Genomic DNA, 17,859 nt, shown 5'->3' with positions numbered 1-17,859 from the left:
ATACTGTAAGATATTTCCATAAAAGGTTATTCTTCTTTTTCCTTAAAACTCGCGTTTTAACAATAATTAAATATTACAATGAGAAATTTTTACGCGTTTTTACTGCTTATTTTAATTGGAAATTTCGGGTTTTCGCAGACAACAGTTTTTTTTGAAGATGGAGGCGGTTCGGCACCAACAGGTTGGACTTTTGAAAATAATGTAACTAGTTTTGATATTGATCGCGGTAGTTATTGGTTAGCTGATGCAGGTAATCCGAGTGACGTTATTACCACTTCCGCTTATGATTTATCAACTTACACTGATGCTGAATTTACTATGACTATAGCTTCATTTGGTAGTGGAACTCATCGAGAAGCAAAAATAGAAATATCCTATGATGGCGGTACATCATATACGCAAACAGAAATTACAATACCCACCACATCAAGTTCTTATGCAAGTATTGGAACTGTTATTTTAAACTCCGTATCTAATCAAGTTGTTTTAAGGATCTCAAACAACGGAACTTCTGGAAGAGGTATAAGAATGAGAGATTTAGAATTAACTGCATCTGGGACAGCATCTACAAACGATACAGACACAGAGGTTTTTGAATCTACTCCCCAAATATCTGGAGCTACGATTACTGCAGCAAACACAACTACCGTTGGTAACGCCTTTGACGTTCTTGGCTTTGAGGTAGAAGACCAAGGAACAGCTGACGGATTGTCTACAAACATTACAACAATGCGTTTTGTACCTGGCGCAAACAACACTGCCGATTGGACAGATTTTATACAAGGTGTTACATTATTAGATGGTAACTTTGTTACACATACTCCAACGGTAACAATAACAGATACTGAAATTGAATTGATATTTGGCACACCTATTTCTGTAGCAGAAAATACAGCTTTAGAATTCTCATTGGGTATTTACCTTAATACAACAAACATCGTTGATGGTAGTGTGATTCAATTTCAAATAGATGAATCAGGTAGTTTTGATGCTGATGCAGCAGGCTCTGATTTCGCTGACCCTTACTTATTTGGTGATGTTATTGGTAATGATTTTACCATAGACGTAGATGCAACCACATTAGCATATACTGTTCAACCCACAGAAGTTATAATTAGTACTGTAATGGCTCCCAGTGTAGAAATAGTATATGCAGATGCTAATGGAAATGTAGATACGTTTTACACAGGAACAGGTGCTGACATTTCATTAACGACAGGTGGCAGTTTTGATGCTTCAGCAACAATAACAGTGGAAGCATTAAATGGTATTGCGGTTTTTGATAATTTATTTTTTGACACTTTAGGTACGGGAATTACATTAACAGCAAGTGATGACAGCGGTTTAGTTCCAGGCACTTTTAATTCAGATTTGTTCGATGTAATCGACGTTCCTGCAGGACCAGAAACCTTATGGGTAGAACCATTTACAGATAATTCCCTATATACTGTTACTTTAGGAGCTGAAGGTTATGATGGAATAGAAGATTATCTGCAAATTACTGATGGCTCAGATATAGACAAGAACTATACAGGCAATAACGGAAACTTTTTTGCTGGCCAAGATATTGATGATAGTGGTTGGGTAGGAAGTGAATCACCTAGTCAATTAACTTGGACAGGTATTGATATTTCTAATTATAACACTTTAAACTTTAGTGGCTCTTTTGCTTCTATTGGAGGAGGAATTGACGACTCTGACTACATCTTAATAGAGTATAGTATAGATAGTGGAAGTTGGACAAATTTATTAGCTTTTGAAAATGACGGATCAACATTTAATGAATCTTTTTTAGAAGATACCGATTTTAATGGTAATGGAGATGGTTCTAACCTTAGTGGTAATTTTACCCAATTCAGTAAGGCAATTGCAGGAACAGGATCAACTTTGGATTTGAGAATAACGTTAGCTATAAACTCTGGTGATGAAGAAATAGGTTTAGAAGATTTTTCTTTAACTGGCCTACCTGATTTTATCACATACATTTACGATGGTACAGCTTGGTCACCAAGTGATCCAGATGGTGTTTCATTATCTAATGAAGCCATTGTTATTGAAGCTGGTAATCCATCGCTTACTACAAATACAGACATCAACACTGTAGTGATAAATCCTGGTGCTAGTTTAACTATAGATGCTGGTGTAACTTTAACACTGACTACAGATTTAACTTTAGAGTCAACGTCTGCAAGTTATGCAAGTTTAATTTCTGATGGTACTATTACTGGTACTGTTATTTATAAGCGCCATGTGAATACGTTTAATTCAACTACAGGAAGTACTAATGGACAAAACGATCTTATTTCTGCACCTGTAACAAATGCATCGCAAACTTTTGGTGCATTTAGAGCTACTAATACTAATATACCTTCTGGTACAGTTGGTGGTGGACCAACTACATTTTACTTATTTGGGCCATATGACAACCATGCAGCTTCTAATCCCTATACTTTGTATTCTGACGCAGATGATGCAACAGCAATCACTGCGGGTACTGGTTATAGAACAGCATCTACCGATACGTCTACATTTACTTTTACAGGAGATGTTTTAACAGGTACTGTACCTGTTGCCATCTCACAAGGAACTGATAACGAATGGAACTTAATAGGTAACCCTTACCCTTCATATATTAATAGTGGCGATTTTTTAATATTAAATGCAGCCAATTTAGATCAAGATGCTATTGGTATATATGGCTATGATGGCGATGCAGCAAATGGTTGGACAGTGATTAACTTTAACAATTTAAACACAACAACTGACATAGCTCCAGGTCAAGGGTTTATGGTAGCAGCTGAAGCTGCAAGTGCAACTCTTAATTTCACACCTATTATGAGAACGGTATCTGGAGGCGATGATTTTATTGTTGGTAGAACTGCAGACTCTAATAGTCACTTAAGCTTAAAAATAGAAAACGGAGATGATCAATACAAAACCGATTTTTATTTTAATAATAACTCAACAAGATCTTTAGATCCAGGTTATGATGCTGCTCTATTTAACGGTCAATTATCAGATTTTTATATGTATTCGCATTTAGTTGAAAACAACAACGGAAGAAAAATGACCATACAATCATTAAATGAAATAGACCTTACAGATGTTATTGTACCTTTAGGTGTAAATGCTAATCAATTAGAGCAAATTACCTTTAGTATAGATCAGTCTACTTTACCAAGTACTGTAGAGGTTTACTTAGAAGATAATGTAACCAATACATTTACATTATTAACTGATGGTGATTATACAATTACACCAAACGCTAACTTAGATGGTATTGGTCGTTTCTATTTAAGATTTACCAATACAGCGTTATCTACTACGGAAACTACTTTAGATAATATAAACATCTACAGTAACGCAAGTGACAAAACTATTGTAGTTACAGGTCAGTTAACTGAAACAACAACTGCTACTATTTATGACATACAAGGACGTAAAGTAAGTTCTACATTATTACAGAGCTCTAACCGATCTCAAGCTATTGATGTTAGTACTTTAAGTATTGGAGTATATGTTGTAGAGCTTGTTAGTGGTACACAAAACAAAACTCAAAAAGTTATTTTGCAATAATTTTTATAACAACTAATAGAATTAAAAACGCACTAAAATTGTTTTAGTGCGTTTTTTTGTGCCTTAAAATATTTTCGTAATGATGCATACTGGTCAATAATTAGTTTAAAGTTATTATATTTGCAACTATCTAAAAATCAGACTAAACTTAATAACTATATAATAATGACAAAAAATTACTCTTATTTTATTCTAATGCTCGTATGTGTATTTTTTATGCCATCAGCATTCTCGCAACAAGATGTTTTTAGCCGAAGCGAGGTGTCCACAGGAAATTTTGGTGATGGCGAACTTCCTTGGTATTACGCTACTGACAACAATAGTCAAGGTGATCCAGATAGCGGAAACACGACTAGGAATTTTGTGAAGATTGGTCACGACAATAACACAACGATGACTACAAATGGTAGATATTATTTAGTGGCTTCATTGGATTTTCAAGCAAGTATTACCGCAGATAGAACTATAAACAATTCAGGTGGTGGATTATCTGCATCTGGAGGAATTTATAATGCATCTAGTGCAACTCACACTTTTAATACACCAATAGGTATTGATGGGGTAAATGTTCAAATACACGCCAACGACACTGGTGGATTGACTCTAAATGAAACCATTTTCATCAATAGTAATACTGTTGAATTTGGCAATACAGGTACAGGAATTATAACTGTTGGAGGCGCAATGGAAGGTACAGGAAATGTTACTAAAGTTGGTCCTAACACACTCGTTTTATCTGGAGATAACACACATTCTGGTACAACAACTATAAATGATGGTTTATTAATTTTAAGCGGCAACCTAACCAACTCGGACGTTACTGTAAAAGCTGGCGCTACTATAGAAATCGATGGCACATGTGCTGTAAAATCGATCACAGTTGAAGCTGGTGGTAATATTCAAGTAAACTCTGGTGCTAATTTAACATTAACAGATGATCTTACTTTAAATTCAACATCTAACTTATACTCTAGTTTAATATCTGATGGTACAATTACCGGAACAGTAAATTACAAACGTTATGTAAATGGTGCTGCAGGTACAGGTACAACAACTGGTGCAAATGACTTAGTAAGTTCTCCATTATCTGGAAGCACATTTGGTATTTTAAGAAACGATGTAGATACCGATATTTTATCTGGAACAATTGGAGGTGGGACAACAACATTCTATTTATTTGGCCCTTTTGACCCAAATACTAATGAATATACATTGTATAGTTCAGCAGATGATTCCGAAATATTAGCGGCTGGTAATGGCTACAGAACCGGATCAAATGGCGGAGGAACCTATACCTTCACAGGAAATGCTGAATCTGGCATTGTCACAAAAGGTATAATAGCGCCAGTTGGACCTAATTCTAGTGTATGGAACTTAATAGGAAATCCATATCCTTCATACATTAAATTGAAAGAATTTTTATTAGCAAATAACGGAGAATTTAACTCAGGAAGTGCTGGTGTTTATGGTTACGATGGTACGGCATCTGATGGATGGACTACTTGGAATCTTGCGTATGCTTTTGATCCTGCAAATGACGGTGAGGTTATTGCACCTGGTCAAGGTTTCTTTGTGGCTTCAAAATCTGGAGGAGGAACTGTTACTTTTGATCCTTCACTTAGAACAATAGGTAATAGTGATGACTTTATTGCTGGTAGAAGTACAACAGCAGTAACTAACCTAGAATTAACTTTAAGTAATTCCACTACAGATTTTGTAACAGATATTTATTTTACAGAATATTCTACACAAGGTTTAGATCCTGGATTTGATAGTAGTTTATTTGGTGGAACTGCACCAGACTTTTCAATATATTCAGAATTATTAATGGATAATACAGGTGTACCAATGTCTATACAAGCCTTAGGCGAAACCGACTATGGCGATGTTACTATACCATTAGGTGTTAATGCAGCACAGGCAGAACAAATTACATTTTCAATTTCAGCAAACACCTTACCTAGTACTACAGAAATTTATTTAGATGATACATTAGAAAGTACTAGTACATTATTAACATCTGGAGATTATACAATAACACCTACAGAAGACTTAAATGGTGTAGGCCGTTTTTATTTAAGAACAACAGATAGTACATTATCAATAACTGAGAATGATGGTAATAAGATTACTCTTTTTAATGACAGGTCTGATAAAACTTTAATAGTATCTGGAGTTTTATTTGAAAACACTACTGTAAGTATAATTGATATTCAAGGGCGTGTTGTAAAAACTTCAATACTATCATTACAAAATCAATCACAAAAAATTGATGTTAGCAATTTATCTACAGGAATTTATGTAGTTAAACTAAGTAATAGTATTCAAAACAAAACCCAAAAAGTTATTATCAGTAACTAAACTTTTATCAAACTACTACTCTATTCTTAATATGCCTATAATAGTGAGTATAGAGTGGTGGATTTGTTTGTAAAACCGTAAAGATTACCTTAAGAAAACCATACAATCCATAAAATCGTAAGTAACTTAGAATGTTTTATTTAAGTATACTGCTAAAAACAAGCCTATATATTGCATATTTAGTAGCTGTTACTTGATTTTAAAAGGAATAAAGAAAAATTTTGTAAACCTTTTCGTATTTTACTTTAATAAATAAAATAATTTACTATTTTTGAACTCAAATTTAGGGCAAAAGCCATGAAGAAAAAGAACAACACAGATAAAATTACACGTAAGGAAGCCATTTCAAAAATGGGAAAGTATGCTGCATTAACAGCGGTCGGAACTTTCGTGATATTAAATCCTCTTAAAGCACAAGTAGGTTCAGTACCTGCAGATCCAGGAGGAAACCCTTTCGATTAATATTCACTTTATATTTTGAACAATAGCTTAGCGCCAACTTATCAGAAACTGATTGGTAGGATGTGGGTATTGTGGTATTCAGTATCCAACAGTTATAGTATCGTTGATACTGATTTTAAATTTCTAATAGATTCATATTTAAAAGCATGTTCTAAAATAGAATTTAATTCTATTTTATCTAAAGAAGAACCCAACGTAGATATAGATCAAATTACGAATACCATTGAGCAATATCTAAACAATTGCAACATACCTAAGGTTAAAGATGTAATACGTACATCGACCTTCAATGGTAAAAAGCAAACTATTACAATTCTCTATAGAATTAACAATAAAATAGTTCAGATTAATTATGACTCTGAACTTGTACAAAAAACCATTCACCCAGCAATTGCGCACTATTCTATAAAAGAAACTCAACTAACTGATATTATTTATGATATTTATTTAGAGGACGATTACTTATTTCTATTTGAAGATCAACAATTAATTACCAGTGCACCTAAGCGCGAGTATCATAAAATTCAAGGTAAATTCACAATGCTTTTACTATGTGCTATTCATGACAAAGTAGAAGATGATTGGATTAGTACATTCCATGGATCAACCTTAACAGATGGCAACTCTTCTATTCTTTTTGCAGGAAACTCAGGGAAAGGCAAGAGCACATTGTGCGCTTTGTTGACAACAAAAGGATTTCATTTATTAGCAGATGATGTTTCGCCAATGCTATATAAAAACCAGGATTTCTACTTTAATCCAGCAGCAATTTCTATTAAGGAAGGTGCTTTTAAAATACTTGAAAAAGACATCCAAGGTTTTGATAACTTACCAATTGTAAAATTTAATAAAGCAAAAGGTTATTTAAAATATCTACCATGTGAGCATCCAAATAAATTGCATTATCCTTGTTTCGCAACCATTTTAGTCAATTATAAGGCGAACACTACAACAGCGGTTAGAAAGGTTACAGTAAAAGAGATGTTAGAAACCTTAATTCCGGATTCATGGATTTCTCCAAACCCTGATTATGCAAAAGCATTTTTGAACTGGTTAGAAAACATTGAAATTCTTGAATTAACATATAGTGATATAGATTCCGCAGTTCAAGAAATTTCAAATTTGTTTAAATCACAGTATAAATAATTATTATATTCTATCTTAGAAGTGTATTAATCATTTATGGACAACTACGCGAAAACATTTCAATATATTGCTGCAATTCTGAGTTATAAAACTCCGAATACAACCATAGAAGAAACTATCAGTCATCCAAAATTTAATTGGGATTCTATAGTTATCGAAGGCAGTAAATACTTAGTACTCACTACGATTTATTGTAGATTAAAATCACGTGAGCTATTACATCTTCTGCCAGAAGATTTAGTTAACTATTTACAAGAGATTTCATCGATAAATAGAAATAGAAACGCTTCTATTTTAAAGCAAGTACACTTTATCTCTAAAGTTTTAAAAGAACACAATATTGATCATGTGTTTTTAAAAGGCACTGCATTACTCGTTAGTGGAAAATATGAAGATATAGCAGAACGCATGATTGGTGACATAGACATATTAGTGGATAATTCACAGACTGAGCAGGCTTTTAATCTTTTAAAATCTAAAGGTTACTCAAAAACATTTGGTTATGCTTACGAGAAAAAAGACTTTCGACATTTAGATCGTTTAATATCTGAAAACGAATTGGCTGCGATTGAAATTCATTCCAATTTATTAAATAAAAACGATCGACATTTAATAGATATTCAATCTGTTTTAAATTCAAAAATAGAAGTTAATCATATTTCAATTCCTTCTTTTCAGGATTTAAGTCTACATCAAATTTTAGGCTGGCAACTCAATGATAAAGGACATTTTTATAACTTTCCAAGCTTTAAAGTATTATATGATGTCATTGTAACTGACTCTCATAAAAACAAGGATCTTATTTCAACCCTTTTCAAATTAAAATACGGACAATCGTTTATCGCTATTGCTCAAATCTACTTTAACGAATTTTCATATATAAAGGCTAATCGATATATGAAATATATTCAATCTTTACATAAGGTAAACATGAAATATAAGCCAATTAGAGTCATTCAAAATATCACTAAATCTACTTATAACTATATTAGAACACGATTAAATCTAATTTTCACTAACAAATACTATTCTAAACATTTATGGAATATGATTTTTTCCAAGAAAATCAATTAAAAATCACACGTAATTAGCAAACCATTTTAACCATAAAACTCTAATAACGAGTTTTCAAAATGAAAATTTTAAGATTTTCCTTAATATTTCTCTACTTTTTATTTCAAATTTGAACTATTTTTAACTTATTTCTACATTTATTGTAATAATTTACTTCAATATTTGTTTTATAATCCATAAAGTTTACCTTTGGTCAAAATTATTTTAGCATGAAAAAAATATTTTTAATTGTATTAATTGCATCTTTTAGTTTATCATCTTTCGCTCAAAGAAGCGATAATGATTGGTATTTAAGTATTGGTGTAAATGCAATCAATAGTTTAGGATCTCGAAACCCTATTTATCAACCAGGTGATTGGACGTTTGAGTTCCCAATTTCAGCAGCAGTTGAATTCAATTGGTCAGAAGATTTTGCTATTGAACAATCAATTACTTTCAATGGTTTTGCTGAAAGCAGTAAAATTGATGTAGTCCCTTTTGGTCCTTTACCTAAAGACTATAACTACGTTTCATTAGATACACATTTAAAATATTATTTTGGTCGCCACATCTTTAGAGATGCAGATTGGATAGATTTTTACGCTAATGCAGGTATAGGATTTTTTCACATTGATGAAACAAATATTTCTGCAAACCTTGGTGGAGGTGTTTTATTTTGGTTAAACAAAAATAGAACTTTTGGATTGAGAGCTCAAACCATCGGTAAGTTCGCTTTTAACCACAAAGACAGTGGATTTGATAACAATCATTATCAATATCACTTACAAGCAATATTCAAATTATAAGTATAAACTTAGTATAGAAAAAAAGGGTAACATTGATTGTTACCCTTTTTTTATGCTTATCATTAAAAGCAGCTTTACTGAAGATGTTATGGTTTAACTTTTGTTTGCAAGTTGTCCGCATGCTGCATCAATATCTTTACCTCTACTTCTTCTTACGGTTACTGTGATATTATTAGCTTCGAGAACACTAACATACATATCAATGGCATTTGAGTTGGCTTGTTGAAACTCGCCATCATCAATAGGGTTATATTCAATAAGATTGACCTTGCTTGGCGCAAACTTACAGAAATCTACTAATGCTTGGGCATCCTTACGTTTGTCGTTTATACCGTCCCAAACAACATATTCATAGGTAATTCTATTTTTTGTGGCCGCATACCAATATTGTAATGCCTCTCTTAAGTCGTTTAAAGGAAATGTAGCATTAAAGGGCATTATTGATGTACGAATTTCATCAATAGCAGAATGTAGCGAAACGGCCAACTTAAATTTAACCTTATCGTCTGCCATTTTTTTAATCATTTTTGGCACTCCAGATGTTGAGACTACAATCCGTTTTGGCGACATACCTAAACCTTCTGGAGATGTTATTTTTTCAATAGCTTTTAAAACATTGTTATAATTCATAAGAGGTTCACCCATTCCCATAAAAACAATATTGCTCAAAGGCCTATTATGATATAATCTGCTTTCATTATCTATAGCCACGACTTGATCATAAATTTCATCAGGATTAAGATTACGCATGCGCTTTAACCTTGCGGTTGCGCAAAATCTACAGTCTAAACTACAACCGACTTGAGAAGATACGCACGCTGTTGTTCTAGTAGCCGTAGGTATTAGAACAGACTCTACAATTAAATCATCGTGCAAGCGAACAGCATTTTTTATTGTACCATCTGAACTTCTTTGCATTTGATCTACCTTAATATGGTTTATTACAAAATTGTCCTCTAACATTTGCCTTGTTTCTAAAGATACATTAGTCATATCCTCAAAGCTATAGGCAGACTTTTGCCATAACCATTCATATACCTGGTTCCCTCGAAATGCTTTATCGCCTTGTTTTACAAAAAAGTCTCTGAGTTGCTCTTTTGTTAATGCTCGTATGTCTTTCTTTTTTACGTCCATGAAATGCAAAAGTACTTAAATGAATTTGGTTTCTGGTTTAAATAAAAAAAGCCTCAATTAAGAGGCTTTTTTTATTAATATTAATTTTACTTAGATGATTAACATTGCATCACCATAAGAATAGAATTTATATTTTTCTTTAACGGCTTCTTCATAAGCTTTTTTCATAAAATCATGACCAGCAAAAGCAGAAGTCATCATTAATAATGTTGACTTAGGCGTATGAAAATTAGTAATCATGCAATTAGCTATACTAAAATCATAAGGAGGAAAAATAAATTTATTTGTCCATCCTTCAAATTCATTTAATCTTCCGTTAGAAGACACTGAACTCTCTACTGTACGCATAGATGTTGTACCAACTGCACAAACACGTCTTTTATTCTCTATACCTTTATTTACAATATCTGCAGCTTGTTTAGTTATGATAATTTCTTCACTATCCATTTTATGCTTAGATAAATCTTCTACTTCAACAGGGTTAAAAGTACCTAAACCAACATGTAAAGTTACCTCAGCAGTTTCTACACCTTTAATTTCTAATCGTTTTAATAAATGTTTAGAAAAGTGTAAACCAGCTGTTGGTGCTGCTACTGCACCTTCGTTTTTAGCATAGATAGTTTGGTATCGCTCTTCATCTTCTGGCTCAACCTCTCTATTAATATACTTTGGTAAAGGTGTTTCACCTAACTGCGTTAATTTTGCTCTAAAATCAATATAAGAACCGTCATAAAGAAAACGTAACGTTCTACCTCTAGACGTTGTATTATCAATTACCTCAGCAACTAAGGTTTCATCGTCACCAAAATATAATTTATTTCCTATTCTAATTTTACGAGCAGGATCTACTAATACATCCCAAAGGCGTTGTTCTTGATTTAACTCACGTAATAAAAACACTTCTATACGTGCTCCTGTTTTTTCTTTATTTCCATATAGTCGTGCAGGAAAAACTTTAGTGTCATTCATAATCATCACATCACCTTCATCAAAATAATCTATAATATCTTTAAAAAGCTTGTGTTCTATAGTTTGTTTTTCTCTGTTAAGTACCATTAATCGCGACTCATCTCTGTGTTCTGCAGGATGCTCGGCAAGTAATTCGTCTGGAAGGTCAAAACTAAAGTGTGATAATTTCATGTATTTTATTTTTTTTACGAATTGCAAATATACAATCTCAACATAGGCCTTGTCAAGTAAATGACTGTTTATTTTAAATTATAAAGCCTAATTGAATTTATTTATATAAACGAATAAAGGATAAACCTGTAATTAAAACTATTAATTAACTATTTTAATTGAAAACCAATCGCTTTAAAATCTTCCCAAAATTGAGGATAAGACTTACTAACTACATCTGCATTTTCAATATTTATATCTGTTTTTAAACCTAATGGTGCAAATGCCATTGCCATTCTATGGTCGTTATACGTTGATATAGTAACATTAGAAAGGATAGTATTTGAAGGTTTTAAATGCAAAGAAGCATCTGTGATCATTACTTCGCCTCCTAATTTTTCAATTTCTGTTTTTAAGGCTACTAAACGATCTGTTTCCTTAATTTTTAGAGTATGCAAACCAACCATATAGCATTCTAAGCCTAAACCAAATGCTGTAGCTGCTATTGTTTGTGCAATATCTGGCGCATTTCTTAAATCTAGTTCGGTTAATGCTTTTTGATCTATTACATCCGTTTTTTCTAATGTTATTTTATGCTCTTTGTAAGTCGTAACAACACCAAAACTCTTATAAATAGATGCCAAAACAGAGTCTCCTTGTAAACTTTCCTTTTTATAAGATGCAATTGAAATTTCAGTACCAACATCACTTAATGCAATTAAACTATAGAAATAAGATGCCGAAGACCAATCTGATTCTACAACTAATGTTTGCTTTTCAATCTTTTTGGTTGCTGTTTTTACAGTTATGACATTACCATTAAAAGTTGTATCAATACCTATAGATGCCAACAACGCTAAAGTCATTTTTATATAAGGAACTGATGTAATTTCTCCTTTCAATGTTAATTCTAATCCATTGTCTAATTTTGAAGCTATTAGAAGCAGTGCTGAAATATATTGACTACTTACATTTGCTTCTAAAGTAACTTTGTTTACCGTTAACTTTTTTCCTGTAATTTTTAAAGGAGGATAACCATCGTTTTCTAAATAAGAAATATCTGCTCCTAAAGTTTTTAAGGCGTCAACCAAAATACCTATTGGTCGTTCTTTCATTCGTTTAGACCCAGTAATTGTAACTTCTCTATCATTTTGAATAGAAAAATAAGCCGTTAGAAATCGCATTGCTGTGCCAGCATGATGAATATCAATTAAACTTTCTTTTGATCCTAAAGCCTTTTGCATGAGTACAGAATCATCCGAATTTGAAACATTTTTAATTTCAATTTGTGGATACAATGCTTGTAACAACAATAAACGATTTGATTCGCTTTTTGATCCTGTTATTTGAACGCTTTTATGATTTTCTAACTTTGATAATTGGATACTAATGTCCATAAAAAGATGTTTGCTTATAAAATGGTACAGAGAAAATCTATCGATTTCCCTAATAAAGCGCCAAGATAATAAAAGTGTAAAGAATTACAATTAGTAAATGAAGAACCTCTAATGTAAATTATAAAAATTAATTACTCCTAGTATTCTGCGACCTTCTCTGTACATAGACAAAGTACTGTTTAAGCTAATTGACGCTTATAATATAATTGCTTATTAAATGCTGCTTCTTTTAATTTATTCAACTTTGGATAGTTGTTCACTTTAGAATTAGCTACTTTAGAGATGACATCTAATTGTTCTATCCTAAGATATTTATTATAAATTAATTTATTACCATAAAAATCTATTCCATTAATGTCATTTAATGAATCTGATCTTAAAAATTTTTGCCTATGATTTTCTAGATTCGTTTTATCCTTTAATTTGTTTTTTCGGACATAAACATAACCATTAATTATAGCCACTACGATGATTAATACTACAGCATAGATGAGCATGGTATTTTAGGTTTATTTTAGTTTCTCATTATTATGGTGACGATCATGATCTCGCTTAGTCTTTTTATCCATCTTTTTATCAAATGCATCTTGTAGATCTATACCTGTTTGGTTCGCTAAGCATAATACCACAAACATCACATCAGAGAGTTCTTCGCCTAAATCTTTGTTTTTGTCGCTTTCCTTTTCACTTTGTTCTCCATAGCGCCTCGCGATAATACGGGCTACTTCGCCAACCTCTTCGGTTAACTGAGCCATATTGGTAAGTTCGTTAAAATAGCGTACACCATGATCCTTTATCCAGTTATCTACTTCTTTCTGTGCATTTTTAATATCCATATCTATCCTTTAGTTAGTACTACTTGCTCAACATGTTTTTCCACTATTTTACTATAAAAGGCTTTAAAATCCTTATAGTCTTCTGCCAAAATTAAGGGATTAATAATGTTTAATTCTGCTTTTAATTGCAAATAATTTCCATTTTGTTTTAAAAGGTAAGTAAATTTTACGTTAGCATCCTTAAACGCTAGTCCTTCAGATTTTGGCAATGACTCAATAACATAGCCATCTGGCAATTTTATATTAACTAGATATTTATCTTCATGTGGAATTACAAAATCAATAGGATACTGACGTTCCTCTAATTTAAAAGGGTTTTCTTTTATGGCTAAAAATAATAATGGAGAAAAATAAACCTTATCGCCTACTTCATCTATTCCATCTGAAATTTCATAAACGTATTTTAATTTAACGGGTTGGCTTGCATTTTTTATGTTCTCTACATTTAATTCACTTATTTCAATGGCGCCTTTATTATTTTCTAAAGATTTTATGTGATCTTCAGTGGTCATAGTTGCATACTTATTTCTATAATAGAAGGCATTATAATTTGTTAATTGTTTAGACACTTTACCAGTAACAGTGAAATCTTCATCTATAGTAGCATTCAACATTGTTGATTCTACAGATACTTTACGCGGTTTTAGGTCAATCCATTGAGAATTATTTTTATCCTTAATTAATCTTCCTTGCCAATTTAAAACACGTTGTGGTAAGATATTATTAGTACTATATTGTTCTGTTGCATCTATTAGCATAAGTTGATCACCTTTTATTACACTGCAGATGACATAATTAAAACCTTCTCGAGATGGAAATAGCGGAACACCATTATTTCTAGTACTTAAGACAACCGGGTTTGCATTCACTCCTTTTGAGCGAAGCATTGAAACGATCATTAAATTAATATCAGCATCATTCCCTTCTCCATTTTTGTAAGCTGTTCTAACTCCATTTTGGGCATATTTACCATAGCGTCCATTCCACTTTACTTTAGATTTCACTAATTTTTCAACTAAAAAGGCTTTTTCAAAATCATCATCCACGCCTGTTAAAACAGCTTCAAGATCATCCTTATAAATATTAAACTTACCTAATTGACCTCCAAAGTTTTCACTATCGTATATAATTTCTGATACCTTCTCCCATGAGGTAGAAAGTGTTTTTTCTATTATTTTATCGGCATTTAAATACGCTGTAAGTTCAATTGCCATTTTGCTTCGGTAATTGTTCATATTACCAGAATAAGCCTCCTTTCGTAATGCCGGAATATCAAATTCATTAATTGTAGAAATATCAATTTTATAACTAAATGGGACTGTTGTATTTTTACTTGTTTCTACCACCTTAGGCAAGTAAGCCGCCTGAAAATTTAATTGTTTGTTATAAATGTAGTATTCTGGTGTTGCTATTCTAACCTCTAATCTATTTACCGGAATATTATATTGAAATATAACATCATCAATACTAAACCTAGGTGATGTAATAGTATACTTATATTCTATAACCGTACCTTCTTTAACATTTGGTAAAGTGAAAGAGTTTATATCTGTATATTCGGTATATTCTTCTGAAAATTGACCATCACTTTTTAATTTATCCTTTTCAATTTTTCCATTTACAAGGTTATAAGACACACCCTTTAGACCTGTTAACTTCTCTTTTTGACTTGTGCCACTATACAAGTACACTTTTTCCGTTGCGAAGTCAAAACCGTCCTTATTATAAATTTTAATGCGTTCGTGTACTTTACGACTCTGCATAAAACCTTGCCCTTGTACAAAATAAAAATCTATTTTTTCACTTCGATATAAGATTGCTGCAGATGCCGCCGAATCTTTAGGATGAAATTTTTCTTGTAATTCTGCTTTTGAAATTTTGCCAAAATCAAAATTTTGAGCGTTGAGGCTAAAGCCTAAAATAACTGCAGTTAAAATTAATAGCTGTTTCATTAAAAATGATTTTAAAGTTTGGATTAATTTAGTAATTGGGTATTTTGAAGAATATTTATGATTGCACTAGCACTACTTTACTTTTGTCGTATTTCACAATTTGTTTTCTAAAGCTTCTAAAGGCTTTGTATTCTTCTTTAGGATAGTTTCCTTTTAACAACATATATTGTCTAGTATATTTCAATTTGTTTCCTTCTAAGACTTCGATTTTAAAACTATAACTTCCAAATTTGGTTGTTATCTCTTTAGCATCTGTCATGGCTTCTACCTTTAACCCTTCTGGTAATTGAATTATAAATTCATCTGTATCCTTAAAAGCCCTATCAATTTTAAACTCTAATTTTCGCTCAGTATATCTAGGTGGAATATCAGTTACTTTATTAAACAAATTAGGCTGAAAAATAAGTCGCGTTCCACTTTTTGAGGCATAATTACTAGAAGACATTTTTACTGCTTCCTTATAAACTATAGCATCCTTATCATTAGAAATATTAATATTATCAATAGTTAAATTATTAATATTATCCCAATAATCTTTATAGTGAAGATGTTGATCACGTTCTGTATTATTTTCTATACCTTGATGAATGTCATACTGAAAACCTGTAGTTACAATATTTACATCTGCAGTGAAGCTGCCTGAAGCATCCATAATTACGTTAGCCGTTGTGTTTTGCACACTATCATCTGCATTATATATTTTTGTATGCACAATTTCGCCACCTTCTGGCTTAACCAATAAAACATCTCTATCATCTGTAAAACCTGCAGTAAAGCCAAATGGATTAGTTTGACTGGTGCACTCTAAAAAAATGTTTTCGTCTTCATTAGGCACACAAAGAATAACATGGTTCCCTTCAACTGAAGAAAATTTACTATCAATATCTCTAAGGCTTCGCCCACCATAAACGACCGTGTAATAAGACGGAACATCTACAGCCTCTAACAATGCTTTAGTATAATTGGTTAAACCTTTACAATCTGCATAACCTAACTTATCTACATCATTTGCCAACATTGGTTTCCATCCACCAATACCAACTTGTATACTAATGTAACGTGTTTTATCTTGCATGTACTTGTAGATAATTTTTGCACGCTCTATTTTATCGTCTACACCTTCCGTTATTTTTTTTGCATGTGCTTTGGTTTCTTCAGGAATGTAATCTGTACCAGTTAATAGTTTATCATACATCCATTTACCAAAATCACTCCAATTTTCATTGGACCCTTCAACACCAACCATCTCAAAATTTTTAAGAGCCACTTTATAATGGGGAATCATATTTTGAAAATCTGGCGTGTAGGCTTCGTACTTAATGCCGTTGATATCTTCAGCAACAAAATGATTTTCTGAAATTTCTTTTATTTTATAATCACCAAATTTTATTTGTTTGGATTTCAAATCTATACCTGCTGAATTAATAATTTCATAATCAGAATGTTGAACACTTACATAATAACCATCTATAGGATACCAGCCTGGAAAAAAGGCTGAACTCTTATGTACCACCTCCGAAGTATACTCTACTGTATATGGATAGTTTAGAGGAATATACTCTAGATATTTTACGCGATCATCTTCATAAATAGAAAAATCACTTACTGCACTAACATCTACAAAATCTCTCTTTTTTATTTTTTTTATTTCTTCTCCTAAAGCATCATAAACACGTGCTTCCATTGCCTGTACATCTCTATGGCTATCATAATATTCTACTGCATTTATGTGTTTTTTCCCGTATTTATTGTAAACTGTTGTAATACGTTTGGTAGTCACTTTTATTCTATCTAAACTTAAGATTTCAACTGTTTTCTTCTCAAATCTTACAACAGCATTAGCCTTTTCTTTTAACTCCGTAGGAACTAAAAGCGCATTATAAACGTCGGCTGATTGAGAAAAACTAAAAAATGAAAGAATTAAAAAAGAGAATAAAAGCGTAGATTTTAATTGCGGCATACTTGATAATAAATTTGTTAGGTGCTACAATATAGAAAGTTAATTTATTTCTAGCAA

At 32.0% G+C, this 17,859-nt stretch carries 13 protein-coding genes; 6 read left to right on the top strand and 7 right to left on the bottom strand.

Going from position 1 to position 17,859, the window contains the following annotated elements:
* Positions 1 to 78: 78 nt before the first annotated feature.
* From ACJBCC_RS00625 to ACJBCC_RS00600, 6 genes are all read left to right on the top strand, one after another.
* On the top strand, positions 79 to 3,576 hold the full coding sequence (locus ACJBCC_RS00625; protein WP_407556121.1) for a T9SS type A sorting domain-containing protein: 3,498 nt from the start codon (positions 79 to 81) through the stop codon (positions 3,574 to 3,576).
* 165 nt (positions 3,577 to 3,741) lie between these two features.
* Positions 3,742 to 5,937, top strand: coding sequence for a T9SS type A sorting domain-containing protein (locus tag ACJBCC_RS00620; RefSeq protein ID WP_407556120.1), 2,196 nt, complete (start codon positions 3,742 to 3,744; stop codon positions 5,935 to 5,937).
* Positions 5,938 to 6,234: 297 nt separating this feature from the next.
* On the top strand, positions 6,235 to 6,399 hold the full coding sequence (locus ACJBCC_RS00615) for a hypothetical protein (protein WP_299098973.1): 165 nt from the start codon (positions 6,235 to 6,237) through the stop codon (positions 6,397 to 6,399).
* 15 nt (positions 6,400 to 6,414) lie between these two features.
* Complete coding sequence (locus tag ACJBCC_RS00610) at positions 6,415 to 7,545, top strand: hypothetical protein (protein ID WP_407556119.1); 1,131 nt, start codon at positions 6,415 to 6,417, stop codon at positions 7,543 to 7,545.
* A 36-nt stretch (positions 7,546 to 7,581) separates the two neighbouring features.
* Complete coding sequence (locus tag ACJBCC_RS00605) at positions 7,582 to 8,619, top strand: nucleotidyltransferase family protein (RefSeq protein ID WP_299098969.1); 1,038 nt, start codon at positions 7,582 to 7,584, stop codon at positions 8,617 to 8,619.
* Positions 8,620 to 8,828: 209 nt separating this feature from the next.
* On the top strand, positions 8,829 to 9,404 hold the full coding sequence (locus tag ACJBCC_RS00600; RefSeq protein WP_299098967.1) for an outer membrane beta-barrel protein: 576 nt from the start codon (positions 8,829 to 8,831) through the stop codon (positions 9,402 to 9,404).
* Between the two features lie 93 nt (positions 9,405 to 9,497).
* On the opposite strand, the gene rlmN is transcribed toward ACJBCC_RS00600, so the two are convergent.
* The 7 genes from rlmN to ACJBCC_RS00565 all read right to left on the bottom strand — a co-directional run bounded on the left by rlmN (position 9,498) and on the right by ACJBCC_RS00565 (position 17,802).
* A complete protein-coding gene (rlmN, locus tag ACJBCC_RS00595; RefSeq protein ID WP_407556118.1) occupies positions 9,498 to 10,538 on the bottom strand; it encodes a 23S rRNA (adenine(2503)-C(2))-methyltransferase RlmN in 1,041 nt (346 codons plus the stop codon).
* Positions 10,539 to 10,628: 90 nt separating this feature from the next.
* Entirely contained in the window at positions 10,629 to 11,678 is a 1,050-nt protein-coding gene (gene queA / locus ACJBCC_RS00590; protein ID WP_299098963.1) for a tRNA preQ1(34) S-adenosylmethionine ribosyltransferase-isomerase QueA, read from the bottom strand.
* A 149-nt stretch (positions 11,679 to 11,827) separates the two neighbouring features.
* Positions 11,828 to 13,054: a 3-phosphoshikimate 1-carboxyvinyltransferase gene (locus tag ACJBCC_RS00585; protein WP_407556117.1), complete on the bottom strand. Its 1,227-nt coding sequence runs from the start codon at positions 13,052 to 13,054 to the stop codon at positions 11,828 to 11,830.
* A 179-nt stretch (positions 13,055 to 13,233) separates the two neighbouring features.
* Positions 13,234 to 13,551, bottom strand: coding sequence for a hypothetical protein (locus ACJBCC_RS00580; protein WP_407556116.1), 318 nt, complete (start codon positions 13,549 to 13,551; stop codon positions 13,234 to 13,236).
* A gap of 12 nt (positions 13,552 to 13,563) precedes the next feature.
* Entirely contained in the window at positions 13,564 to 13,890 is a 327-nt protein-coding gene (locus tag ACJBCC_RS00575) for a nucleotide pyrophosphohydrolase (protein WP_299098956.1), read from the bottom strand.
* A 2-nt stretch (positions 13,891 to 13,892) separates the two neighbouring features.
* Entirely contained in the window at positions 13,893 to 15,842 is a 1,950-nt protein-coding gene (locus tag ACJBCC_RS00570; protein ID WP_299098954.1) for a DUF3857 domain-containing protein, read from the bottom strand.
* A 55-nt stretch (positions 15,843 to 15,897) separates the two neighbouring features.
* A complete protein-coding gene (locus ACJBCC_RS00565; protein WP_407556115.1) occupies positions 15,898 to 17,802 on the bottom strand; it encodes a DUF3857 domain-containing protein in 1,905 nt (634 codons plus the stop codon).
* Positions 17,803 to 17,859 lie beyond the last annotated feature (57 nt).

The organism is Winogradskyella sp. 4-2091, assembly GCF_045765065.1.
Taxonomy (GTDB): domain Bacteria; phylum Bacteroidota; class Bacteroidia; order Flavobacteriales; family Flavobacteriaceae; genus Winogradskyella.
The sequence above is the reverse complement of the archived record's forward strand: the minus strand, read 5'-3'. Positions and strand labels throughout refer to the sequence as shown.

What these genes read in the sequence shown, in the direction of transcription:
- ACJBCC_RS00625 (WP_407556121.1), top strand. Translation starts at nt 79, where the DNA reads ATGAGAAATTTTTACGCGTTTTTACTGCTTATTTTAATTGGAAATTTC.
- ACJBCC_RS00585 (WP_407556117.1), bottom strand. Translation starts at nt 13,054, where the DNA reads ATGGACATTAGTATCCAATTATCAAAGTTAGAAAATCATAAAAGCGTT.
- ACJBCC_RS00565 (WP_407556115.1), bottom strand. Translation starts at nt 17,802, where the DNA reads ATGCCGCAATTAAAATCTACGCTTTTATTCTCTTTTTTAATTCTTTCA.
- ACJBCC_RS00620 (WP_407556120.1), top strand. Translation starts at nt 3,742, where the DNA reads ATGACAAAAAATTACTCTTATTTTATTCTAATGCTCGTATGTGTATTT.
- ACJBCC_RS00600 (WP_299098967.1), top strand. Translation starts at nt 8,829, where the DNA reads ATGAAAAAAATATTTTTAATTGTATTAATTGCATCTTTTAGTTTATCA.
- ACJBCC_RS00605 (WP_299098969.1), top strand. Translation starts at nt 7,582, where the DNA reads ATGGACAACTACGCGAAAACATTTCAATATATTGCTGCAATTCTGAGT.
- rlmN (WP_407556118.1), bottom strand. Translation starts at nt 10,538, where the DNA reads ATGGACGTAAAAAAGAAAGACATACGAGCATTAACAAAAGAGCAACTC.
- ACJBCC_RS00575 (WP_299098956.1), bottom strand. Translation starts at nt 13,890, where the DNA reads ATGGATATTAAAAATGCACAGAAAGAAGTAGATAACTGGATAAAGGAT.
- ACJBCC_RS00570 (WP_299098954.1), bottom strand. Translation starts at nt 15,842, where the DNA reads ATGAAACAGCTATTAATTTTAACTGCAGTTATTTTAGGCTTTAGCCTC.
- queA (WP_299098963.1), bottom strand. Translation starts at nt 11,678, where the DNA reads ATGAAATTATCACACTTTAGTTTTGACCTTCCAGACGAATTACTTGCC.
- ACJBCC_RS00615 (WP_299098973.1), top strand. Translation starts at nt 6,235, where the DNA reads ATGAAGAAAAAGAACAACACAGATAAAATTACACGTAAGGAAGCCATT.
- ACJBCC_RS00580 (WP_407556116.1), bottom strand. Translation starts at nt 13,551, where the DNA reads ATGCTCATCTATGCTGTAGTATTAATCATCGTAGTGGCTATAATTAAT.